Origin of the sequence: Hymenobacter sp. YC55, assembly GCF_029433095.1 — a bacterium.
Taxonomy (GTDB): domain Bacteria; phylum Bacteroidota; class Bacteroidia; order Cytophagales; family Hymenobacteraceae; genus Hymenobacter.
The window spans coordinates 162,636-184,961 of sequence record NZ_JARNTX010000001.1 but is presented as its reverse complement, the minus strand read 5'-3'; the positions used below and the strand labels follow the sequence as shown (position 1 = coordinate 184,961).

Genomic DNA, 22,326 nt, shown 5'->3' with positions numbered 1-22,326 from the left:
CGCCCTGCTTACTGCCTGCGCCAGCTGACCTGTGAAAAAACCCTTTCTGCTTCTGATTCCAGCCCTGGCGACCCTTGGTCTTACGCAATGCCAAACGAGTAAGCCTACCGCTACTACAGCCACCACGGCACCCACCACCGCCCCGGCTCCGGCACAGCAGAAAGAGTATAAGTACCAGACCGTAGAAGGCGACCCACTCAAGGCCCGCATCTACACGCTCGACAACGGCCTCACCGTTTACCTGTCTGATTACGAAGATGCACCTCGCATTCAAACGTATCTGGCGGTGCGCGCGGGCTCCAAGAACGACCCCGCTACGGCCACTGGCCTTGCGCACTACTTGGAACACATGGTGTTCAAGGGCACCTCGAAGCTCGGCAGCCAAAATTGGGCGGCCGAAAAACCTGAACTCGACAAAATCGAGGCTCTGTACGAGCAGTACCGCAGCCAGCGCAACGACCCTGCTGCCCGCAAGCGTACCTACCACCAAATCGACTCAATATCCAGCGTAGCGGCCAAGTATGCCGTAGCCAACGAGTACGACAAAGTAATGGGCGCCATTGGCGCGAAAGGCTCTAACGCCTACACGTCGGTAGAGCAAACGGTGTATCAGGAAGATATTCCGAGCAACCAGATCGAGAAGTGGGCCGCCATACAGAGCGAACGACTTGGCGAAATGGTGCCGCGCTTGTTCCATACGGAGCTAGAGGCGGTATACGAAGAGAAAAACCGTGGCCTCGACAACGACTTCTCGAAGGAATACGAAGCCCTTAACCGCAGCCTCTACCAGAAGCATCAGTACGGTACCCAAACCACCATAGGTACCATCGAGCACCTGCAAAACCCGTCTATCACGGAGATTAAGCGGTATTTCGAGAAGTACTACGTGCCCAACAATGTGGCCCTATGCTTGAGCGGCGACCTGGACTACGACCAGACCATCCGCATCATTGACCAGTACTTTGGCAAGCTGCAAAACAAGCCCGTAGCGGCTTTCACGCCCGCCCAAGAAGCGCCTCTCACGGCTCCGCTAGTGAAGGAAGTGATAGGACCTGATGCCGAAAACGTAATGATCGGCTTCCGCTTTCCGGGAACCACGTCGCGCGAGGCACTGGTGCTGCGCATGGTCGACAAAATCCTGAGCAATGGCCAGGCTGGTCTCATCGACCTCAACCTGAACCAGAAGCAGACGGTGCTGCAAGCCGCCTCGTTTACAGACATCAACAACGACTACTCCTCACATATCCTCTATGCTACGCCGCGCCAGGGGCAGAAACTAGAGCAAGTGCGCGACCTGCTGCTCGCGCAGCTGGACAAGGTGAAGAAGGGCGACTTTCCGGAGTGGCTGATTCCAGCCATCGTCAACAACGAGAAGCTGCAGCGCACCAAGAGCTACGAAAGCAACGAGGCCCGCGCCGGTGCCTTCGTGGCGGCGTTTGTAGCCCGCCAAGACTGGAAAGACTACCTCAAGCAGGTCGACGATTTTGCCACCATCAGCAAAGAAGAGGTGATGCGCGTGGCCAACCAATACTACGGCCCCGGCTACGCTGTGGTGTATAAGCGCACTGGCAAAGACCCAAACACGGTGAAGGTGGTGAAGCCGGCTATTACGCCGGTACCCGTGAACCGCGAAGTGGCCTCCGAGTTCTACAAGCAGGTGACCAGCCTTACTTCGCCGGAGTTGCAGCCGGTGTTTGTTGACTACAAGAAAGACATTCAGGAAACCAAGCTAGCGTCAGGCATTCCGGTGTTCTACACCCGCAACACCGAAAACAACCTCTTCAACCTGTATTACGTGCTCGACCTGGGCACCAACAACGACCCCAAGCTGGGCCTCGCCGCCGACTACCTCCAGTATCTGGGTACCGGCAAGTACAACGCGGCGCAGTTGCAGCAAGAGTTTTACAAGCTCGGTTGCTCATTTGCTGTAAGCAGTGGCCAGGACCGCATTTTTGTCAGCCTCAGTGGCCTCGACAGCAACATGGAGCCAGCCTTGCAACTTTTTGAAAGCTTGTTGGCCGCTCCCACTCCCGATGCGGCAGCTCTCAAGAACATGGTGGCTGGCGTACTAAAGTCACGACAGGATGCCAAGCTCAACAAGCAGGTAATTCTGAGCCAAGCTATGGTGAATTTTGCCAAGTACGGCCCCAAAAATCCCTTCACCAGCCAACTCAGCGAGAAAGAGCTAAAGGCCTTGAAGCCCGAGCAGCTCACGGCCCTCATTAAGAGCCTGCCGACCTACCAGCACCGCGTGCTCTACTATGGGCCGCGCGCAGCTGATGGCTTAACTGCTACGCTCAATACCAACCACAAGACGCCCGCCAAACTCACGCCGGTACCGGCCAATAAGGACTTTGCCGAGCAACCTATGAACTCGCGCAAGGTGTATTGGGTGGACTACAACATGGTGCAGGCGGAAATTCTGTTCCTCTCGAAAGGGCCCGTCTACGACAAGTCTATTGTGCCGACAACCAGTCTCTACAACGAGTACTTCGGTGGTAGCATGGGCAGCATCGTGTTTCAGGAGCTACGCGAGTCGAAGGCGCTGGCGTACTCGGCTTCTTCACGCTTCGCTAATGCCGACAAGGCCGGTCGTAGCAGCTACAACCTGAGCTACATCGGCACGCAGTCCGACAAGCTGCCAGAAGCCATGGCGGGCATGAACTCTCTGCTCAACGATATGCCGGTGGCCGAAGCCAACCTGCAAATCGCGAAGAACGCCATCCGCAACAGCATTGCCACGGAGCGCATCACCAAGTCCGACATCCTGTTCAGCTACGAGCGCGCCAAACGCCTCGGCCTCGACTACGACTTGCGCCGCGATGTGTATGAGCAGACCCCGAATATGAGCTTCGCCGACTTGCAGAAGTTTCAGCAGGCTCGGGTGAAAGGTCAGAACCAGACCATCCTGGTCATCGGCTCGAAAGATCGTCTCAATTTCAAGGAGCTAGCGAAATATGGCCAACTCCAGCAACTCACGCTGAAAGAGATTTTCGGCTATTAAAGCCGCTCCTCCTGGCTTTGTTTTCAACGAATCATCGGGAAGCATAGCCTTGCACAACAATCAACTACCAAAACACCAATAACCGTCAATTAAAAACTGACAATTTCCCCAATGGCAGAAAAAATCACCATCAAAAACGGCAAGCTGAATGTACCCGACCAGCCTACAATTCCTTTTATTGAAGGCGATGGTACAGGTCCAGACATCTGGGCGGCATCTGTGCGAGTATTTGACGCGGCCGTAGAAAAAGCTTACGGTGGTTCACGCAAGCTAGTGTGGAAAGAGGTGTTGGCCGGCGAGAAATCTTTCAAGCAAACCAATAACTGGCTGCCCAATGAGACCTTGGATGCTTTCCGCGAATACCTCGTGGGCATCAAAGGTCCTCTAACTACTCCCGTGGGTGGTGGTATCCGTTCTCTGAATGTGGCTCTACGCCAAGAGCTTGACCTTTACGCCTGCGTGCGCCCTGTACGGTGGTTTGAGGGGGTTCCTTCGCCAGTGAAGCAGCCGAATCTGACTGACATGGTGATCTTCCGCGAAAATACGGAGGATATCTACGCCGGTATCGAGTACATGAACGGCACCCCACAGGCGCAGAAAATGCTGGAATTCCTGCAAGACGAGATGGGCGTGAAGAAGATTCGCTTCCCCGAAACGTCTTCGTTTGGCATCAAGCCAGTATCGAAAGAGGGTACGGAGCGTCTGGTGCGCGCTGCCATACTCTATGCTATCGAGCACAAAAAGCCTTCGGTGACTTTGGTGCACAAAGGCAACATCATGAAGTTCACGGAAGGCGCCTTCAAAACCTGGGGTTATGAGCTAGCCGAACGTGAGTTTGGCGACAAAGTGTACACCTGGAGCCAGTACGACCGGGTACTTGCCAAGCAGGGCCAAGAGGTGGCGGATGCGCAGCAGAAGGCAGCGCTGGATGGCGGCAAGATCCTCATCAAAGACAGCATTGCGGATGCTTTCCTGCAGCAAATCCTGCTCCGCCCCGCCGAATACTCGGTAGTAGCTACCCTGAACCTGAACGGCGACTATATCTCCGACGCGCTGGCGGCCATTGTGGGCGGCATCGGCATTGCGCCGGGAGCCAACATCAACTACGTAACCGGCCACGCCATCTTCGAAGCCACCCACGGCACGGCACCGAAGTACGCCGGTCAGGATAAAGTAAACCCCGGTTCGGTTATCCTCTCTGGCGCCATGATGCTCGAGCACATGGGCTGGCAAGAAGCCGCCGACCTTATCTACAAAGGCCTGGAAGCAGCCATTGCCTCGAAGCGCGTCACCTACGACTTTGAGCGTTTGATGGAAGGTGCTACCCTGCTGAAATGCAGCGAGTTCGGCGACGAAGTCATCAATCGGATGTAGTAGCTTAACATTAGCCACTTAAACAACGGAACCCCGCGTTGGCTGTAAGGCTGGCGTGGGGTTCTATTTAATTTTTAGAAGCATCCATGGGTAAAAAGATAACTCTCTTTTTAATTGATGGCAGTGACAATGGTCCTCGCACAATAGAAATAGGTAACTGGTCAGGTAAAGCAATTCACACACCAAGAGCAACGTTACATAAACTTTTGACGCGCGATGAGTATAATAAACCTGGCGTTTATATTCTTAAGTCAGATCCAGCAGATGATATATATTCTGAGAGAATATATATCATCTGCTGGATCTGAAAACTTACGTGACAGATTAAAACAACATTTAAATAACCCAAACAAAGATTTTAAAGAAGTAATTATATTTATTAGCAAAGATGAACTACTTACTAAGTCTCATATAAAATACTTAGAATCAAGAATTGTTAAGATAGCGCACGAGGCAAAAAATGCCGAAATAGACAATGCAAATGTGCCAACTCAATCAAGCTTATCTGAGGCCGATGTCTCTGATATGGAATATTATCTAGATCAAGTAAAGCTGGTACTACCTACTGTCGGAATAAGCTTTTTAATTCCGACCACACAAACCAGTGGGCATGTAAACACAAATCCAATTGCGAACCCTCCTTTGACGACAAAAATCTACAAGCTAAAAGGAGATAAGTTCAAAGCCACAATGTTTGAAACTGATGAATCATTTATAGTGCAAAAAGGATCAGAGGCTAACATAAACACTTTTGATTCTATTTCTAAAGGCTGGATTAAGCAAAGAGACAAGCTAAAAGCGAATAAAATATTAGTAGAAAGTAATGGGAAATATCTTTTTACTGAAGACACTATTTTCTCAAGTCCAAGTGCTGCTTCGTCTATTATTCTTGGGAGAAATTCTCCCGGTCCATCAGTTTGGATAGATTCAAAAGGCAATTCTCTTAAGGACAACGAACTTAAATCTAATTAACGATACGTTACGGTTCGAATTGCTTCTATAAATTACTGTCTACACAGTTACAGCACAACATGAAATCATTTGGCCTTGCCGACCAGTTTGACACGTTTACTCATTTTAGCTTGGGAGCAAGGGGGTGCTAACCACCCGATTCCTGAAGCCCTAGCTGTTGTCTGTAGCCGGGGCGTCTTTTTTTACAGACGACGCGTTGGCAGGGTTACAACCGTGCGAATAAGTAAAGGCAGCAGCTCGTCATCTCAATCATGCCAGTAGCTTAAAGCAACTCTCCGTAAATTGCTTGATGCCGTTGCTGATAGCGTGCTTAGATTTTAACAACGAAGCCCTTCTAACTTTTTGGTTCCAAAAGCTTGCCTGATAATTTTTGAGGACTACCTTTGTCATTCCCAAACGCATACGGCGCGGGACTCATCTTGTAGAATGATGAAACTGGCAGACATGCCCTCCTCTCTCGGGGGTGGTGATTCGGGAAAAACTGGTCCGGCGGCCGGCTAACTACACCGTGGAGGTTCGAATCCTTCTTCTACAGCACCATCAGAAGACCGATCTAAACAAAGAGCTTTTCAGAAAGCTTTTGCTTGGATCGGTCTTTTTTGCGTTCAAGGACTTTCTGCGCCAAGGCGGCTATTGCCTAACGCTGTTTTTTCTGCGCTACGAGGGCTTGTCGCTCACTGAGGCGCAATAGCGGAAAGCAAGGGTTACCCTGGAGCAGTGGCCCGTATAAAGAAGTGAAGACGCCGTTTAGTGTCCTTACACCTGTCAACCTTCTGCTCACTACACAAGCTCAACTATGAAAAAAGTATTGTTTCTCGTGCTGGCTGCGGCCTCGTTTACTTTTGCTTCGTGTGGCGGCAATCAAGAAGGTGCTGGCGCTAGCGGCACAGAGGCCACTGGCTCGGAAGCTGGTATCGACTCCACCCGGAACAAAGCCTCAATTCCAGATGGCAATACCAACCCGGAAAGCGCAGGCGCTACCACGGCTCCTACCACCTCAGAAGGGACCACAACAGCCGGTGCCGCTTCTACTACTGGCCAATAATCTTCTCAACTAAAAAGAACACCCAAACGCCCCTCCAATTGGAGGGGCGTTTGGGTGTTCAGGACTATCTATGAAACATAGAATTACGTGTTCAAAATCTCGCCGCCGTTGGGGTGCAGGGCTTGACCAGTAATGTAAGTAGAGTCATCGGAGGCTAGGAACACGTAGCACGGGCCCACTTCCGAGGGCTGACCAGGGCGCTTCATAGTGGTGTCTTTACCAAAAGAGGCTACCTTCTCGGCTGGGAAGCTGGCCGGAATAAGCGGAGTCCAGATGGGGCCGGGTGCCACGCTGTTGACGCGGATTTTCTTTTCGGCCAGTTGCTGCGCCATGGAGCGGGTAAAGGCGGTAATAGCGCCCTTGGTGGACGTGTAATCCACGAGTTGCTGATTGCCGCGGTAGGCATTGATGGACGAGGTATTGATGATACAGTCGCCTTCTTTGAGGTGAGCCAACGCAGCGCGGGTCACGCGCACAAACGAAAAGAAATTCACTTGAAAGGTATCCTCAAACTGCTGGTCGGATACTTCCGTTAGGTCCGTACTCACAAACTGCTCGGCAGCATTGTTGACCAAGATATTCAACCCGCCTAGCTCTTGCACCACCTGGTCGACGATGGACTGGCAGAATTGGGGGTCGCGCAGGTCACCGGGCAGGGTCAGGCACCGCCGGCCCTCCTGCTCGACTAGTTGCCGGGTTTCGTAGGCATCCTGTTCTTCGGTGGGCAGGTAGGCAAACGCCACATCGGCCCCCTCGCGGGCAAAGTGCACCGCTATGGAGCGGCCAATGCCGGAGTCGCCACCAGTGATAAGCGCAACTTTGCCTTGCAGTTTGTCGCTGCCCTTATAGCCGGGGCGGATGTACTCCGGCCGGGGAGTCATTTCTTGTTCAATGCCGGGCTGCTGGTCTTGCGCTTGGGGTGGCAAAGTGGTTGGTTTCGTTTCCATAGTGCTTAGGTTGGTAAAGAGTGCGTGCCCTCTACCAACGTCCTGCACGCAACCGGGTTATGGTTGAGTTGGCCTCTTTTACCAGTTGAAGCGCTGATTATGTGCAGCTTGTAATTTAGAAAAGCTGCCTATACCGGAGCGGAAAGGCTAGCAAAATCTGCTAGCACCTTAGCCACAAATCGTTGGCTTGAATCGGAGAAGGGAGAAAGTCTCGCCAAAATTTCTCGCCACTTCTCAAGCTTTTCCGCCTCCGTTAGGTCGTAGCTCCACGTGTACTGACCGTTTTCTAACACGAGTTTGCTGCTGCTTTGGCGCCATACATAATTGAGTAGAATGTCTTCCTGTGGCAGCCGCAATACGCCGGTTCCGTCGTCACCAACCGACACATACAGGAAAGCCTCTCGGTAATAACACAATGTCCGGTAGCCTTCCTTATCGGACGAAGACAGCGCGTAATCTCCACTTTTCAAGTGCTGCAACAGTTGCTGCTGGCACTCCGCAATGGTAGCCCCTGTTGTCACGGGGCGGGGAGGCTCGTTTGAAGTTGTCTTGGCCAATGAGAAGTAGGAAAAAAGCTTCTGCAACATACTGTAGCTATGATTACTTGCGGGAGGCACAATAGGCTCACGTCGGCAGCAAGACAGAAGCCAATTGAAGCCAACTGCTATACTTATAAGTTTAGCTTTTTGCTTTCAGCTTACTCCTGCCTGCACCACGCGTGCTGTCACAAGTAATTGGCCTGTGTGGCGAGTGGTATGTTCGGCAGCGTGTACCAACAGCCCAATGACGGTGCTTGGTAGCTTAGCGCGGCCTACAGGCCGGAACTCAGAGAGGGTGGCTTCGGGCACGGTGGGCAGGTAAGCCAGCATGTGGTCTACCGTCTTTCCGAAGTGCTGCACCAAGGCGACGGTACTACCGGGCGTGGTGGGCACGTTGTTTTCGGCGGCGAGGTAAGCTAACTGGTCTTCAGACAGTGGCTGGTGCCGGGCGTAAGTCTGCATCCGGTCGAGGACGCCGGCCAGGTGGTGCAGGTGAAAGCCAACCGAAGCCACACCAGCCGGCCGGGCCGTCAGGAGCGAATCAGGGAAACTGTGGAGGGCGGTTTCCACTTCTTGGCGGGCCTGCAGCAATGCATGAGCAATAGGTTGCAGCAAAGGCGGTACCTCGGGCAGTGGGCCGCGCAACCAGAATTCCGGTTGTGGTGTAGGAGAAGTTGTCATGGATGCGTAACCGAAACGAAGAGGGCTTGTTGGTGGAAATAGCTAGCAGCTTGGACTGCTTCCTGCAGATAGTAAAGTACAACTGGTTTAATTTTTAATCTCTCATTTTTAGCTGTTTGCTATGGCTCTCGACTTAATAACCGATGCCGTTATTTCCACGGTATCGTTGCCGGCGGTACCGCTAACTGCCAGAGTGCAAGACCCTGGCATTCCTGATTCGCAAACCGTAACTGGCCTGGAAGTACGCCTGTCGCGGGTGTTTGTGAAAAACAACCGCACGGCCAAGGTGTGGCCTTTCCCGGGCTTCGCCGACGTGTACCTGCTGCTCGTTGTCTTCGACAATCTGAACCCCGAGCCCCAAACAATTACGCTTTCCGGCTTTGCGCGCATCGACGACGAGGAAGATTTGCCGGTCGATAAAACGGCGTATTACTGGAAGCAAACTGTGCCCGAAGGCCCTGTACCCTCGCAGATACATGTGCTGCTTTCGGTGCTCAAAAGCAAGCAAGGCTTGCGCGATACCGCCGCCATAATGGAGCAAGCCCGCAACTCCGACGACTACCGAAACGTGGTAACCGAAGTAGCGCGCGTAATTGCCAATGCTCCCGTACGCGCCGCCGAACTACTGCTGCAGCTTGGGAGCGTGGTGGGTGGTTTGCTAAGTGATGTGGAAGACAAACCGCTTTTCACACAGGTTATCAGTTTCACCGACATCAACGGCGACTTCGATAGCCTAGGCAAAACGCCCGTGGTAAAAATGAACGACTACGTACAAACCACGCTCACACTCATTGTCCGCGACCCGGCCCGGGAGCCTTCGGTGTAGTTTGTTGCTGTAGCGTGGAGCCTTTGCTTGGCATATCGGTGAATGACGGCGCTGCGTCGCCAAATCAACATTCCCTACTACACTAAGCAAAGGCTTTGCGCTATACTTACATCACTTTCCTTGCATAAAAGGCAAAGGTCTAGGGAGGTAGGCCTTATCTTTGGGCTTATGTTGCAAGTATCACAGCGCGGCCAGGACATTCCGGCTTCTCCGTTTCGTAAAATGACACCCTTCGCCGACGCTGCCAAGCGACGCGGTCTGACGGTGCACCACCTCAACATCGGACAGCCCGATATTGAAACGCCTCCGGCGGTAATGGCGGCGGTGCAACAAGTGGATATTCGGGTGCTGGAGTACTCGCCGAGTGCGGGCCACCTGAGCTACCGCCTGAAACTAGCCGACTATTATCAGCGGGCGGGTATCGACGTTACGGCCGACGATATATTGATAACGACTGGCGGCAGCGAGGCTATTCTGTTTGCCTTGATGTGCTGCCTCAACCCCGGCGACGAGCTAATCGTACCGGAGCCGTTTTACGGCAACTATACGGCATTTGCTGTGGCCGCCGGCATCACACTGATACCCGTTACGTCGTACATCGAGGACGGCTTTGCGCTGCCCCCACTCGCCGATTTCGAGCAGGTGATTACTCCGCGTACGCGCGCCATCATGATCTGCAACCCCAACAACCCGACCGGCTACGTGTACAGCCGCGAGGAACTAACGGGAGTGCTAGAGCTGTGCCGCAAGCACGACTTATTCCTGCTCTCCGACGAAGCCTACCGGGAGTTCTGCTACGACGCGCCCTACATCAGTGCCCTGCACCTGCCCAACGCCGACGAGCACGTGGTATTGCTAGACACTATTTCCAAGCGCTACAGTGCCTGCGGCGCTCGAATTGGGGCTTTCGTGACTAAAAACAAAGACTTGCACGAAGCAGGCTTACGCTTTGCGCAGATGCGGGTGAGCCCGCCGGGCTTGGCACAACTGCTTGCCGAAGCCGCCACCGACCTCCCCGATTCTTACTTCGATTTAACCAAAGCCGAATACCAGGCCCGCCGCGACCTGTTGGTAGCACGGCTACGCGACATGCCGGGTGTGGTGTGCCCCACTCCGGGCGGGGCGTTCTATGTACTGTGTCACCTGCCCGTCGATGACACCGACCGGTTTGCACAGTGGCTGCTGGAAGTATTTGAGTACCGAGGCGAAACGCTGATGGTGTCGCCAGCTGCAGGCTTCTACGCCACGCCAAGCCTAGGCCATCAGCAGATTCGGCTGGCTTACGTCGTGAACCAGGATATAATAAACCGAGCTATGGATTGCTTAGCTTTGGCCTTGCAGCAATATCCGGGACGGTTGCAGCCGGAAGCTTCGGTTTCCTACACCAGCGAAGCTAATTCGCCAGCGTAAGCACACAGCAGAAAGGAAAATTGCGCTGGTGTCGCCTGCTTGGTTGCTAAGTAACCTTCTTATTATAGTCTGGTGTACTGACGTGACGCTACCACAGGAACCGTCATGCTGAGCGCAGCCGAAGCATGACGGTTCCTGTGGTAACTCCTTGCCATTGCAACGTCAGCACGCGAGATGCTTCGACTCCGCTCAGCATGACAAAAGTATCACAACGTCAGCACGGTCAGCACGCGTGATGCTTCGTTACACTGCACTCAGCATGATATCCGGATTGTGGTAGCAGCAATTAGGGGATTCAAACAAGATCAGGCTGCTGCACTTGCTGAGTACTCAGGAGCTTTGCAGTATCTTTTGGGCTGATTCTTGTCTGAAGTAACGCCGATGAGATACTTTGCTCTTTTCTGCTTAGCTGGCGCTTCATTGCTAGGTGCCACACCCGCCCTGACCCAAACTGCGCCCGCCCGGCCTTTGGTGCGGGCTCTGACGCTGCGCATAAACGGGCAGGCTATCAAAACGGATACCATCAGCTCGCGCTTTTTTCTTAGCCAAGACCGTACACTTACCCTCAACGTAGTGCGAGCCGACGACCCCGACGGCGAAGGACTAACTATTCTGATCGACCGGTTTCCGCTGAAAACGGGCACGTATAGCTTTCAGGAGATTTTGAGTGGCCGTAACCGGGATGCATCTTACCGCTTCGGCAACACCGCTGCTTACTCGAAATCGTGTTCAGATAATCCGGGCTCAGTCACCATTACGGCTATCAACGCCGAGCGGCACTGGCTGGCGGGAAGCTTCCGCTGCACCGTCTGCGAGTCGGGCCGCGGCGGCAAGCGCCTGAGTATGGAGGGCACCTTTCGGTACCCGGTGGAAAATAACTAAGCAGAGCTTATGATTTTGCACAGCAAGTGGCGAGGAGAATCTAGATAAGGTTGGTACCCGATTTCTCTCGTTGCTTACGGCGCGGAATGTCGGCAGGACAGACGTAGTTTAGGGTTCTTGAATAGCTTTCCCTACTAGTCCCGCTGTATGTCCCTCCCCTACTTTCTTCGGCACCTAACCGTGGCAGCCTGGTTGCTACTAAGCGGCACTTCGGCCGCTCTGGCTCAGAGTACAACCGCTAACACCAACCGCTTCGTAACCGACAGCCTCGACAGCTACATCCGGCGCGGCATGCGCCAATGGCAGGTTCCGGGGCTAGCGTTGGTGGTGGTGAAGGACGGCAAGGTGGTGGTGCAGAAAGGCTACGGCGTGCGCGAAGTAGGCAAACCCGACCTCGTGGACGCTAATACGCTGTTCATGATAGCCTCCAACACCAAGCTCTTCACCGGCACGGCACTTGCCAAGCTCGATGGCGAGAAGAAGCTCAACCTCGACGATAAAGTCAGCAAGTACCTGCCCGATTTCCGCCTCTACGACTCCCTAGCCTCGCAGATGGTAACGGTGCGCGACCTCATGAGCCACCACTTCGGGTTCAAGACGTTTCAGGGAGACTTCTCGTTTTTTAAATCCAATATCGAGCGTCCGGAAATTGTGCGGCGCATGCGGCTGATGAAGCCCGGCGGGCAGTTCCGGCGCGACTACGGCTACAGCAACTCCGGCTTTGTGGCGGCGGGCGAGGTAGTGCCGGCCGCTACTGGCGGCACTACCTGGGAAGCCTACGTGCAGCAAAACCTGTTGCAGCCGCTCGGTATGACATCTACGTTCGCCGCCTCGGCTGGCTTTGCCCAACGGCCCAACATTGCGGCTGCTTACTCTAACACCTTCGGGCCACTAGCAAAAGTGCCGTTTGATAACTGGGACAACATGGCGCCCGCGGCCAATATGGTATCCAACGTAACGGACCTAGCAAAGTGGCTGCGCTTTCAGCTCGATAGTGGCCGCTATGAAGGCAAGCAGATAGTGCCGTGGGCGGCGTTGCGCAAAACCCGCGAGGCCAATACCATCATCAGCAGCCGCAAATCGTCGATATACCCGATGCACTTCATCACGTACGGCTTGGGGTTGGAAGCTGCCGACTATAACGGGCAGCAGATATTCTGGCACACGGGTGGCGCCTCGGGGCAGGTTAGCAACGTGTGCTTTGTGCCGGAAGCCGGCCTTGGCATTGCTGTCCTGACCAACAACGACAACCAAAGCTTCTTTGAGATGCTGCGCTACCAGTTGCTCGACAGCTGGCTCGGCGTACCGTACGTTGACCGGAGCGCCCAAGCCTTGAAGCGCAAGCAGCAATTTGAAGCCACACAAGTAGACCCCACCAAGGTCTTAGCCGAACGGGTTAGCAAAAAGAATAAGCCGGCGCTGCCCCTGAGTGCCTACACCGGCAAGTTCGAGAATAAGCTATTCGGCCCTATTTCTATCAGCCAGAAGGGCAAGCAGCTGCTAATCCAGTTCCCCACGCACCCCGGCCTCACCGCCACCCTCGACTACATGGACGGTCAGGAATTTCGCACCATCTATTCCGACCTGGTATTCGGCGTGATGCCCGCCAAGTTTGAAGTGGAAGGGGGCAAAGTGAAGAACATAGAGCTGCGCGTGAACGACTACGTCGAGTACGACCCATACGTGTTCAGCAAACTCTAACGTCGGTTAGCACCAAAAAACCGCCTGTCATCCTGAGCTGGCGAAGGACCTTATTACGCTAGCATGAGTCATCTGCCCGATGGTCGTTCTAGCATAATAAGGTCCTTCGCCAGCTCAGGATGACAGGCGGGGAATGGGTGAAATGAATGAGGTTGCTGTTCTGCCTGCGCATATCGTGCAGGCAGAACAGCAACCTCATTCATTTTATAGCGTCACTTACAGCGTGGCTAAGTCAATCACGAAGCGGTATTTCACGTCGGACTTTATCATCCGCTCGTAGGCTTCGTTGATGTAATCCATGCGAATAACTTCTACATCGGACATGACGTTGTGCTCGGCGCAGAAGTCCAGCATTTCCTGCGTTTCCTTGATGCCCCCGATCAACGAGCCGGCAATGCGACGGCGTTTGGCAATCAGGTTGAAGGCGTGCAGTTGAGGCGCTTCCGGTGGCACACCGAGTAGCACCATGGTACCGTCGAGGCGCAGGCTGCCTACGTAGGGCGTCAGGTCCATGGGGGCCGACACGGTGTTGATGATGAGGTCGAAGTAGTTGGCTACCGACTTCATGGCTTCTTGGTCTTTGGTCACAACGAATTTGTGCGCGCCGAGGGCCTTGGCATCCGCTTCTTTGTTGGCGGAGGTGCTGAGCACGGTTACTTCGCAGCCCATAGCGGCGGCAAACTTTACGGCCATGTGGCCCAAGCCGCCGAGGCCCATTACGGCCACCCGGTCGCCTTCCTTGGCGTTCCACTGCCGCAGCGGCGACCAAGTGGTGATACCAGCGCACAACAGCGGCGCCACGCGGGCCAGATCCAACTTTTCGGACACGCGCAACACGAACTTCTCGGTCACGACGATGTTGTTGGAGTAGCCGCCGTAGGTGGGCGTGCCGTCTTTTTCACGGGCGTTGTAGGTGCCTACGAAGCCATTATCGCAGTACTGCTCTAGGCCGTCGTTACACTCGGGGCAGTGCTGACACGAATCGACCATACAGCCGACGCCCGCCAGGTCGCCAGGTTTGAAATTCTTGACGTGCGCGCCTACTTCCGTTACGCGGCCCACGATTTCGTGGCCGGGAACCATGGGGAAGATGGAGCCGCCCCACTCGTCGCGCACTTGGTGTACATCGGAGTGGCAAACGCCGCAAAACAAGATTTCGATGCGTACATCGTGCGGACCTACGTCGCGGCGCTCAAACTGGAAGGGCGCGAGGGGCTCATGAACTGCCGGAGCAGCGTAACCTTTTGCTTCTATCATTGGTGAAGTTGGTTTTGGAAAAACGGGCAGAACGAGTGCGTTTTAACCTGTTTTACTAAGAAAGGTTTTACTGGAAACAGAATGAAGTTGGCAGTCTTGGCTTTCGAATCTGGGCGTGTACTGGTCGGCTTTGTACCTTTCTTTTCCTAAGTACCTTCCTATCAGCCTGCTCATGACGCCGCAAACTGCTGCACGGCGGTGGGCCGGCCGAGGAGTAAAGAGCGGCGGAGCGGAATAGCCGATGTGCTGCTATGTTGCCTTGTCTAACTGCTGCTGCGCTTGCTCGTGGGAAGACGCGGACTTGACGGGCGTTGCGTTGGCTTCATTAGGAGAGTCCCAGCCTTTTTGCAGCATTTCCTCCACCTGCGCCTTTAGCCGCTGCATCGACTGCCGGGAGAAGCGCTTTTGCAGCATCCGGCCAAATAGCTTGAAGCCGAGCCAGTAGAAAGGGTTACGAATGCGGCCCGTTTGGGAAAGTGCATGAATGCGGAAGAGCACGCGCCCCGTCGTTAGGTTTTTGTGAACAGTGAAAATGATTTCGCCGCGCTCGAAATGGCCTTCCAGCGTGCGGTAATTGTAGCCCCACACTTGTTCCTCGCCCCCCTCGGGTAGTGGCCTGTGCTCGTCGGTAACGCCGCCCACCCGTACGCCAAACCAGAACGAAAATCCCAAGAACATACCGCGCAGCACCATTACGCGCTGCTCTAAGGGCTGATCGGGCACAAAGATGCCGGTGATAAGATTGGGCGGCGGGAAAGTGTAGTTGCGTAGCACTTCCCGGGCTGCCGCCCACGAGCCGTGCGCTTCGGGTGGGCCAGGCGCTTCGGCTGGCAACTCGGTTTCGTAGTCGTCCACGTTCCAGCCGGTTTGGCGAGTGTACTCGTGGGTGCGGTTGAGGTCGAAGTTGTAGCCAGCTTTTTCGTAGGCTTCGAGGCGGGCTTTCTGCCGCTCGTCTAAGGGCTGTGACTTAGGCATCGTGGATGACCTTGGTTTCCGATTCGCTCTGCTTCACGGTTTCCACGTGCACGGGGCCTAATTGGAGGCCGCCGCTGTACGAAGCTACACGCTGGCAGAACGTTTCCCAGGTTTGCTGCTGCACCTTTTTGCCCATGCCCAACGTGTCGTAGGTGAAGGCCACTAGTCCATCGCGCGAGCGGGCCCAAGAATGAATCTCAAACCGCAGCGTATGCGGCAAGGACTCGTGCGGGCGGAGTGAGAAGCGAATACGCCCGGCTTCGGGGTGGTTTTCCAGCGTTACCAACTCGAAATAATCGAAGCCTAGCTCGGCTACGCGTACGTCGCCGTTCCAAGGTCCTAGGATCTTGATGCGGTACTCGTCATTCACTTCCAAGCAGTGCGAAGCGCCCTTCGACTTCTTGAAGTCGGCCAGCAAATCGGGCGAGAAATCGGGCAGGTTGCACTGGATATGCTGCATCAGCTCGGCGGCCGACTGGCGCGCATGCTGTACATCAACCCAGTAGCGCCGCTCGAAATGAGGACCGCTGCCGGTGTGTGCGGGTTGTTCGGATTTGGGCATAGCTAACAACAGTTTTCGGGTTGCTGGTCGCTTATACGTTATTCAACTAAAATGAATGTCATTCCGATGCAGGAGGAATCTGGTAACTCGTTGAATGACTTAATTCAGATTCCTCCTGCGCCGGAATGACAACTACTTTGCTTGCACAGCCTCCTACTGAGGCAGCGTCACTGCCTATGTAGTGGTCGTCTATTCCTGAGATGCCTGTCGCCATCGGTATCCAACCTCAAGCCTAGCTTGGCAGTACACACTACCACCCACTTATCTTCCGTCTGCTGCTCATGGCTTACTACCGCCCGCCGGGCCCACCCGCCGATCCTATCATAGTGCGCGACCTAACGCGCCTGCAAGACGAAATGCGCACCCGTGTCCGGCAGGAGCCGTTGGCCCGCGAGCCACAATTTATTGCCGGCTGCGATTCGTCGTTTCCCACGCCCGAGACTATCCTGTCGGTATTCGTGTTGTTGCGGTTTCCTTCGCTGGAAGTGGTGGAAAAGGTGTGGAGTGTGGGCCCGGTGGAAGTGCCTTACATTCCGGGGCTGCTTTCGTTCCGTGAAGCGCCCAACGTGCTTCGGACCTACGAAAAGCTTAAGCAGAAGCCCGATGTGATTATGGTAGACGGCCACGGTATTGCGCACCCACGCCGCATGGGCATTGCCGCGCACTTGGGCGTGCTACTCGATATGCCCACTTTCGGGGTGGCCAAGCAGAAGCTAACCGGCACGTTTCAAGAGCCAGCCCTAACCAAAGGCAGCATTTCGGCGCTAACTGACCGAAACGGAGAACTGCTTGGCGAAGTAATTCGCTCGAAAGACAAAGTGCAGCCCCTGTTCGTTAGTCCGGGTCACCGTTGCGACCAAGCCACGGCCACCCGCCTCACACTGGCTTGCCTGCGCGGCTACAAGCTCCCCGAGCCCACCCGCTTGGCTGACCATTGGGCCGAAGAGTTCAAGAAAGAACTGAAGTAACGCGCAACAGCGCTACTGCAACGCTGCCTGCAATGCCGCCAACGATTCGCTGGCTGCTTCCGGCAACCCGAGCAGCTGCGCTACGGCTGCATACACCACCCGCGGATGGCCCGCTTCAGCAAGAATACCGCGTTGCTGCCCTGCCTGTGTGGATTTGGAAAGCTTCTGGCCCGTAGCATCCAGTAACAACCCGTGGTGCAGAAACTGCGTGTTTTGAAACGATGTCACGCCGGGCAGCTGACCAGCCAACCAGAGTTGCGCCGCGGTACTAGGCAGTAAGTCCAGTCCACGCACAATTAGCGTCACCCCTAGCCGCACATCGTCTACTATCGAGGCGAGTTGGTAAGCGGCCGTGCTATCCTTTTTGCGCACAATAAAGTCGCCGAGGCTTTCGTCCAGCGGCACCGCTAGTTCACCTTGCCACAGGTCGGGTACCGCTACCGTGGTACCAGCCGGGACGTGGGCGCGCCAAGCGGTTTCGGGGGCATCGGGTGCTAAGGCTCTGGCGCGGCAGGTACCGGGGTAGTTGCTGCTCCGGGGCAAGGCAGCACGGGCCAGGTCGGTGCGGGAGCAGCCACAGGCGTAGAATAGCCCGGGCTGAGCGGCGCGGCCAGCTTGCAGCGTAGCCTCGTAAGCCGTCAGAAAGTGCCGTTGGGAATAGTGCAACTCGAAGTCGTCGGGGCCGCTGGGGCCGTGGTCGTAGTCGAGTCCAAGCCAGTCCAGCGTCTGGAAGATGTTGGCGAGATAGGCCGGCCGAAACCGGGCGCGGTCCAGGTCGTCGATGCGCAGGTGCAGGGTGCCGCCCGCGCGCCGGGTAAGCAGCCACGTCAGCGTGAAGTTAACGGCGTTGCCGAGGTGCAGAAAGCCGCTAGGCGTAGGCGCCAAGCGCGAAACAACGGGAGGTGATGGAAGCTGCATACACGTAAGAACCGCAAGATACTACCTCCCGAATCAGCAGGCAGAATAATAGTACCCTCACAACAAAAGGCTTAAACTTTAAAAGTCGAATATTGTCGAAGCAGCATATTAGTCTACTTTACTGCTGCATGAAACACGCTCTACCCCTACTGATATTCCTGCTTGTCCTCACAACATGGGTGGCTCGTGCCCAACAGCCCACGCTGTACTTCCCGCCGACTACCGCTGCAGGTAGCTGGGCTACTACCACTCCGCAAAGCCTCGGCTGGTGTCAGCCGCAGCTCGACTCGCTGCTAGCCTTCCTGGGGCGCAAGCAAACCAAGTCGTTCATAGTGCTCAAGGATGGCCGAATCGTGGTGGAGCGCTACTACGGCACCTACACGCAGGATTCTGTCTGGTATTGGGCCTCGGCGGGCAAGTCGCTCACGGCTACGCTGGTGGGCATTGCGCAGCAAGATAATCTGCTCCGCCTCTCCGACAGCACCTCCTATACACTAGGCCAAGGCTGGACTTCGACCCCAGCGGCCAAGGAAAAGCTGATTACGGTGCGCAGCCAGCTCACCATGACCAACGGCCTCGACGACACGCCCCCAGCCCCCTGTACCGCCGACAGCTCAACGCCCGGGTGCTTGCTCTATGTTGCCGATGCCGGTACGCGCTGGGCCTACCACAACGCTCCGTATCTTCTCTTACAGGATGTGGTGGCGGCTGCCAGCGGCCTCAGCTTCAATCAGTACACCAACCAGAAGTTGGCCTCTCGCATTGGCATGGCCGGGCGGTGGGTGCAGGGCACCTACTACAGCCGGGCCCGCGACATGGCCCGCTTCGGCTTACTAACCCTGGCGCGCGGCACCTGGAATGGCACGCCTATTCTGCGCGATACCGCCTATTTCCGCCAGATGACTACGCCCTCCCAAGCCTTCAACCGCAGCTATGGCTACCTGTGGTGGCTGAACGGCCAAACCTCCTACAAGCTACCTGGCCCCCAACAAATCACCTTTGCCGGTCCCCTCATTCCCACCGCTCCCGCCGACATGATTGCAGCCCTCGGCAAGAACGACCAGAAAATTTACGTGGTGCCTAGCCTAGGACTGGTGGTAGTGCGCCAAGGCAAAGAAGCCGGCGACGTACGCCTGGCGTTGACCTCATTTGATGCTGACCTGTGGCGCCACTTAATGGCGGCCGTGCAGTGCCGCCCATTAGCCGCCAACAAAGCCACCATAGGATCTGAAGCGCAACTCTACCCCAACCCTGCCTCCAACAGCGTCATGGCACCCGCTATATTCGGCGCACACAGCTTACGCCTGCTCGACGCTACCGGCCGTGTAGTGAAGCAGCAACCTGCTGCAACTACGGAATCGCTGGTTTCTGTGGCCAGCTTACCCGAGGGCCTCTACCTAGTGCAATGGCTGACGCTGGAAGGCAACATACTTGCTACACGCCGCCTACTGAAGCAGTGACCACAGTTAGCGCCACGCTGGTCCAGTCATAAAACTCTACGGTCACGGTAGCAGCATCGTCGAAGTCGCTGTTGGCAACGGCTGGGAAATAGGGTCGTTCTACCCGCAGCGGCCCTTGGCCGGCAAGGGCACGTCAGGACGTTGCTAAAGCTCGACGCGACGGCTGGTAAATCGAGCGTACCGTCCCGCTGGATGGTGATGCTAAGCTCGGTTTTGTTTTCGGTGGTGTTGAGCACCAGCACGAAGCTGTTCGTCACCACAAAGTTGTCGTTGTTCTGAGCTAGCCGCTATAGATTAGACTAGAGTCAGCTTACCGATTCGCACTCACAAAAAAGGCCTTCAGATACAATCTGAAGGCCTTTGCTTGCTTAGAAAGCAGTTGGTTCTAGCGGGCGCCGGGAGGGCAGTTTTCTTTTAGAAACTTTGTGTAGGTAGCTGCTAAGTGGCGGCTGGTACCTTCGCCTTCCGAAATGCTGTGGCTGCGGTTGGGGTAGGCCATCAGCTGGAAGGTTTTGTTGTGCTTCACCAGCTCGTTGATCATCTGCTCGGCGTTGTTGTAGTGCACGTTGTCGTCGCCGGTGCCGTGAACGAGGAGCAGGTTGCCGCGCAAGTTTTTGGCGTAGTTCAGCGGCGAGTTTTCCACAAAGTAGTGCTTGTCTTCAGGCAGCAGGCCCATATAGCGCTCCTGGTAGATGTTGTCGTAGTTGAGCTGATTATCAACAGCGGCAATGGAAATACCGGTTTTGTAGATCTGCGGGTATTGGAACAGTAAGTTGAGCGTAGACGAACCACCGCCGCTCCAGCCCCATACCGCCACGCGGCTGGTATCCACAAACGAGTTTTTCAGCACCTCCTTAGCGCCCATAGCCTGGTCGCGGATGTTGAGCTTACCGATGTTGTGGTAGATGGCCTTGCGGAACTCACGACCCCGCGGGGCCGGGGCGCCCCGGTTTTCCAGAGAAGCGTAGATGTAGCCGTCGTCGGCCATGCTGCCTTGGTAGAGGCGGTTGAGGCCCGTACCGAAGCGGTCCGTCACGGTTTGGCTGGCGGGTTCGCCGTACACATAGAAGACGATGGGATATTTCTTGGTGGGGTCGAAGTTGGAAGGTTTTATCATCCAGCCATCAAGAGTTACGCCATCGGCGGTTTTCACTTGGAAGAACTCCACCTTGGGCAGCTTCACGCTTTGGGCCCGCGCCGATACCTCTCCCCCGCTCAAGCGCTTGTGCTCTGGCAGTGATACCACGTCGGCTACCGGGAATGTAGTAGCGTTTGAGAACGTGTGCAGCGCCAACTTACCGTTCGGTGAGATGTCGTAGCTGTTGGAGCCGGCCAATTCTTTGGTGGTCACCCGCTCGGCCTTGCCGCCTTTCAGGGCCACTTTGTAGAGGTAAGTTTGGGTGGCGTTTTCGGGCGAAGCGGTGAAATAGATAACCCCGTTCTTCTCGTCGACTAGCTGCATGCTGATGACGTCGTAGTCGCCTTTGGTGAGCAGCTTCTGCTGACCACTGCGGGTCAGGGAATAAATGTGGCGCCAGCCGTCTTTCTCGCTGAGCCAGATAAAGCTTTTGCCGCCGTCAATCCAGTCCCAACCAATGGCTTCGGCCTTGGCATCAATCCAGGCCTTGTCGGTTTCGCTGTAGATGGTCTTCGCGTCGCCGGTGCTGGCGGTGCAAAGCATCAGCTTGCTTTCGTTTTGGCGGCGGTTGAGTTGCTGAATGATAAGCTCAGTGGAATTAGCGGCCCATTCCATGCGCGGAATGTAGTTCTGCACGGCGTCGCCGGGCACTTTCATCCAGGTAGTAGCACCACCTTGCGCGGGCACCACACCCACGCGGCAACGGCTCGGGTCTTCGCCCACCACTGGGTACTCCACGGGAATGGTGAAGGGATACAGCTGATCCGTGGTGTTGAGCATCAGGTAGTTCTTGGTTTTGGCCGCGTCGAGCTGCCAGTAGGCAATGCTCTGCCCGTTGGGCGACCAGCGGAAACCGTCGCGGCAGTCCAGTTCTTCCTCGTACACCCAATCGAAGGTGCCGTTGATCATGGACACGGTGCCATCGGTGGTCAGGGGCTTGATGGCGGAAGAAGCTAGATCTTCTACATAAATGTTGTGCTCACTCACGTACGCCACGCGCGTGCCGTCGGGCGAGAATTTGGCGAACATCAACGACGATTCGGGCCGACCCTTACCGAGTTGCTTTAGCGAGTTGGCTTTCAGGTCGGCCACCCAATAGTCGCCGCGGGTGTCGTAGCGCCACACTTTCTTGGTATTAGTGTGGATAAGCACTTTTTGGCCGTCGTCGGAGAAGGCGAAGCGCCGCACTTCAATAGGAGCCGACTGGCCTTGGGGTGTCAAGAGGCTTTTGCCAACCAGCACTGTACGCTTGGTTTTGTCGCGGGCATCGAGCTGGACAATTTCCCCGTTTTCGGCATTCATGTAGCTATAGCCGTCCTTGGTCCACTGTGTGCCAGGCCCGAATTGCGCCTGCGCTTGAGTTATCAGAAGCAGCTGAAAAAAACATATCACTGCGACCATCCGCCGCGTGCAAATTCTAAGCATGTGGAAAGCTTTAATCGGTAAAGGTTGAAAGGTGGGTGAAATTACACAATGCGTGCTCGTCTTGCTTGGTCTGACTACAGGCGAGTAGCCTAGTGGTAGCAAGCACAACGCCGTACTTGTGGTACTCTAGACCCCACTCTTCGGCTTTCGTTGCACTTAAGCACAAGTCAGGGAAATAATTTTTATAACAATATATAGGCTGTAAATGAACTTTCTCAGCTGATTGATGTATGTACATATAT

At 55.2% G+C, this 22,326-nt stretch carries 18 protein-coding genes; 10 read left to right on the top strand and 8 right to left on the bottom strand.

The features are described 5' to 3' along the window. Nucleotides 1–31: 31 nt before the first annotated feature. From P1X16_RS00805 to P1X16_RS00790, 4 genes are all read left to right on the top strand, one after another. Nucleotides 32–3,004 carry a M16 family metallopeptidase gene (locus tag P1X16_RS00805; RefSeq protein ID WP_277225476.1) on the top strand — a complete coding sequence of 991 codons (2,973 nt, stop codon included), beginning with the start codon at nucleotides 32–34 and terminating at the stop codon, nucleotides 3,002–3,004. A 111-nt stretch (nucleotides 3,005–3,115) separates the two neighbouring features. Beyond that, nucleotides 3,116–4,378, top strand: a complete 1,263-nt coding sequence (icd, locus tag P1X16_RS00800) for an NADP-dependent isocitrate dehydrogenase (RefSeq protein WP_277225474.1) — start codon at nucleotides 3,116–3,118, stop codon at nucleotides 4,376–4,378. A 264-nt stretch (nucleotides 4,379–4,642) separates the two neighbouring features. After that, a complete protein-coding gene (locus tag P1X16_RS00795; RefSeq protein ID WP_277225471.1) occupies nucleotides 4,643–5,350 on the top strand; it encodes a GIY-YIG nuclease family protein in 708 nt (235 codons plus the stop codon). Nucleotides 5,351–6,146: 796 nt separating this feature from the next. Beyond that, the gene (locus P1X16_RS00790; RefSeq protein ID WP_277225469.1) at nucleotides 6,147–6,395 is read left to right on the top strand and encodes a hypothetical protein; all 249 of its coding nucleotides are present in this window, start codon (nucleotides 6,147–6,149) and stop codon (nucleotides 6,393–6,395) included. A gap of 83 nt (nucleotides 6,396–6,478) precedes the next feature. Here the strand turns inward: P1X16_RS00790 and P1X16_RS00785 are convergent, their stop codons facing one another. The 3 genes from P1X16_RS00785 to P1X16_RS00775 form a co-directional block, all read right to left on the bottom strand. Continuing rightward, nucleotides 6,479–7,342, bottom strand: a complete 864-nt coding sequence (locus P1X16_RS00785) for an SDR family oxidoreductase (protein WP_277225467.1) — start codon at nucleotides 7,340–7,342, stop codon at nucleotides 6,479–6,481. Between the two features lie 128 nt (nucleotides 7,343–7,470). Further along, complete coding sequence (locus tag P1X16_RS00780) at nucleotides 7,471–7,929, bottom strand: hypothetical protein (protein ID WP_277225465.1); 459 nt, start codon at nucleotides 7,927–7,929, stop codon at nucleotides 7,471–7,473. A 105-nt stretch (nucleotides 7,930–8,034) separates the two neighbouring features. Beyond that, complete coding sequence (locus P1X16_RS00775) at nucleotides 8,035–8,562, bottom strand: DinB family protein (RefSeq protein ID WP_277225463.1); 528 nt, start codon at nucleotides 8,560–8,562, stop codon at nucleotides 8,035–8,037. A 121-nt stretch (nucleotides 8,563–8,683) separates the two neighbouring features. On the opposite strand from P1X16_RS00775, the gene P1X16_RS00770 reads away from it, so the two are divergent. From P1X16_RS00770 to P1X16_RS00755, 4 genes are all read left to right on the top strand, one after another. Further along, entirely contained in the window at nucleotides 8,684–9,388 is a 705-nt protein-coding gene (locus P1X16_RS00770; RefSeq protein ID WP_277225461.1) for a hypothetical protein, read from the top strand. Between the two features lie 168 nt (nucleotides 9,389–9,556). Further along, nucleotides 9,557–10,798: a pyridoxal phosphate-dependent aminotransferase gene (locus P1X16_RS00765; protein ID WP_277225460.1), complete on the top strand. Its 1,242-nt coding sequence runs from the start codon at nucleotides 9,557–9,559 to the stop codon at nucleotides 10,796–10,798. 381 nt (nucleotides 10,799–11,179) lie between these two features. After that, nucleotides 11,180–11,680: a hypothetical protein gene (locus P1X16_RS00760; protein WP_277225458.1), complete on the top strand. Its 501-nt coding sequence runs from the start codon at nucleotides 11,180–11,182 to the stop codon at nucleotides 11,678–11,680. A gap of 147 nt (nucleotides 11,681–11,827) precedes the next feature. Then, nucleotides 11,828–13,381, top strand: coding sequence for a serine hydrolase (locus tag P1X16_RS00755; protein ID WP_277225456.1), 1,554 nt, complete (start codon nucleotides 11,828–11,830; stop codon nucleotides 13,379–13,381). A gap of 216 nt (nucleotides 13,382–13,597) precedes the next feature. Here P1X16_RS00755 and P1X16_RS00750 read toward each other — a convergent pair whose 3' ends face one another. The 3 genes from P1X16_RS00750 to P1X16_RS00740 all read right to left on the bottom strand — a co-directional run bounded on the left by P1X16_RS00750 (nucleotide 13,598) and on the right by P1X16_RS00740 (nucleotide 16,175). After that, nucleotides 13,598–14,638, bottom strand: coding sequence for an NAD(P)-dependent alcohol dehydrogenase (locus tag P1X16_RS00750; protein ID WP_277225454.1), 1,041 nt, complete (start codon nucleotides 14,636–14,638; stop codon nucleotides 13,598–13,600). A 249-nt stretch (nucleotides 14,639–14,887) separates the two neighbouring features. Further along, a complete protein-coding gene (locus P1X16_RS00745; protein ID WP_277225453.1) occupies nucleotides 14,888–15,613 on the bottom strand; it encodes a DUF1990 domain-containing protein in 726 nt (241 codons plus the stop codon). Further along, nucleotides 15,606–16,175 carry a DUF1990 family protein gene (locus tag P1X16_RS00740; protein ID WP_277225450.1) on the bottom strand — a complete coding sequence of 190 codons (570 nt, stop codon included), beginning with the start codon at nucleotides 16,173–16,175 and terminating at the stop codon, nucleotides 15,606–15,608. Before P1X16_RS00740 ends, P1X16_RS00745 begins: the two co-directional genes overlap by 8 nt. A gap of 281 nt (nucleotides 16,176–16,456) precedes the next feature. Here P1X16_RS00740 and nfi point away from each other — a divergent pair, with 281 nt between their 5' ends. Continuing rightward, the gene (gene nfi, locus P1X16_RS00735) at nucleotides 16,457–17,143 is read left to right on the top strand and encodes a deoxyribonuclease V (protein ID WP_277225447.1); all 687 of its coding nucleotides are present in this window, start codon (nucleotides 16,457–16,459) and stop codon (nucleotides 17,141–17,143) included. 12 nt (nucleotides 17,144–17,155) lie between these two features. On the opposite strand, the gene P1X16_RS00730 is transcribed toward nfi, so the two are convergent. Continuing rightward, a complete protein-coding gene (locus P1X16_RS00730; protein WP_277225445.1) occupies nucleotides 17,156–18,061 on the bottom strand; it encodes a glutamate--tRNA ligase family protein in 906 nt (301 codons plus the stop codon). A 128-nt stretch (nucleotides 18,062–18,189) separates the two neighbouring features. Here P1X16_RS00730 and P1X16_RS00725 point away from each other — a divergent pair, with 128 nt between their 5' ends. Beyond that, nucleotides 18,190–19,521 (top strand): serine hydrolase, encoded by a 1,332-nt coding sequence (locus P1X16_RS00725; RefSeq protein WP_277225443.1) that lies wholly within the window; start codon nucleotides 18,190–18,192, stop codon nucleotides 19,519–19,521. A gap of 385 nt (nucleotides 19,522–19,906) precedes the next feature. Here P1X16_RS00725 and P1X16_RS00720 read toward each other — a convergent pair whose 3' ends face one another. Then, nucleotides 19,907–22,084, bottom strand: coding sequence for a S9 family peptidase (locus P1X16_RS00720; protein WP_277225440.1), 2,178 nt, complete (start codon nucleotides 22,082–22,084; stop codon nucleotides 19,907–19,909). Nucleotides 22,085–22,326: the final 242 nt, after the last annotated feature.

Coding starts and splice junctions, on each gene's coding strand:
- icd (WP_277225474.1), top strand. CDS start 3,116: ATGGCAGAAAAAATCACCATCAAAAACGGCAAGCTGAATGTACCCGAC.
- P1X16_RS00795 (WP_277225471.1), top strand. CDS start 4,643: ATGATATATATTCTGAGAGAATATATATCATCTGCTGGATCTGAAAAC.
- P1X16_RS00790 (WP_277225469.1), top strand. CDS start 6,147: ATGAAAAAAGTATTGTTTCTCGTGCTGGCTGCGGCCTCGTTTACTTTT.
- P1X16_RS00785 (WP_277225467.1), bottom strand. CDS start 7,342: ATGGAAACGAAACCAACCACTTTGCCACCCCAAGCGCAAGACCAGCAG.
- P1X16_RS00780 (WP_277225465.1), bottom strand. CDS start 7,929: ATGTTGCAGAAGCTTTTTTCCTACTTCTCATTGGCCAAGACAACTTCA.
- P1X16_RS00775 (WP_277225463.1), bottom strand. CDS start 8,562: ATGACAACTTCTCCTACACCACAACCGGAATTCTGGTTGCGCGGCCCA.
- P1X16_RS00770 (WP_277225461.1), top strand. CDS start 8,684: ATGGCTCTCGACTTAATAACCGATGCCGTTATTTCCACGGTATCGTTG.
- P1X16_RS00765 (WP_277225460.1), top strand. CDS start 9,557: ATGTTGCAAGTATCACAGCGCGGCCAGGACATTCCGGCTTCTCCGTTT.
- P1X16_RS00760 (WP_277225458.1), top strand. CDS start 11,180: ATGAGATACTTTGCTCTTTTCTGCTTAGCTGGCGCTTCATTGCTAGGT.
- P1X16_RS00755 (WP_277225456.1), top strand. CDS start 11,828: ATGTCCCTCCCCTACTTTCTTCGGCACCTAACCGTGGCAGCCTGGTTG.
- P1X16_RS00750 (WP_277225454.1), bottom strand. CDS start 14,638: ATGATAGAAGCAAAAGGTTACGCTGCTCCGGCAGTTCATGAGCCCCTC.
- P1X16_RS00745 (WP_277225453.1), bottom strand. CDS start 15,613: ATGCCTAAGTCACAGCCCTTAGACGAGCGGCAGAAAGCCCGCCTCGAA.
- P1X16_RS00740 (WP_277225450.1), bottom strand. CDS start 16,175: ATGCCCAAATCCGAACAACCCGCACACACCGGCAGCGGTCCTCATTTC.
- nfi (WP_277225447.1), top strand. CDS start 16,457: ATGGCTTACTACCGCCCGCCGGGCCCACCCGCCGATCCTATCATAGTG.
- P1X16_RS00730 (WP_277225445.1), bottom strand. CDS start 18,061: ATGCAGCTTCCATCACCTCCCGTTGTTTCGCGCTTGGCGCCTACGCCT.
- P1X16_RS00725 (WP_277225443.1), top strand. CDS start 18,190: ATGAAACACGCTCTACCCCTACTGATATTCCTGCTTGTCCTCACAACA.
- P1X16_RS00720 (WP_277225440.1), bottom strand. CDS start 22,084: ATGCTTAGAATTTGCACGCGGCGGATGGTCGCAGTGATATGTTTTTTT.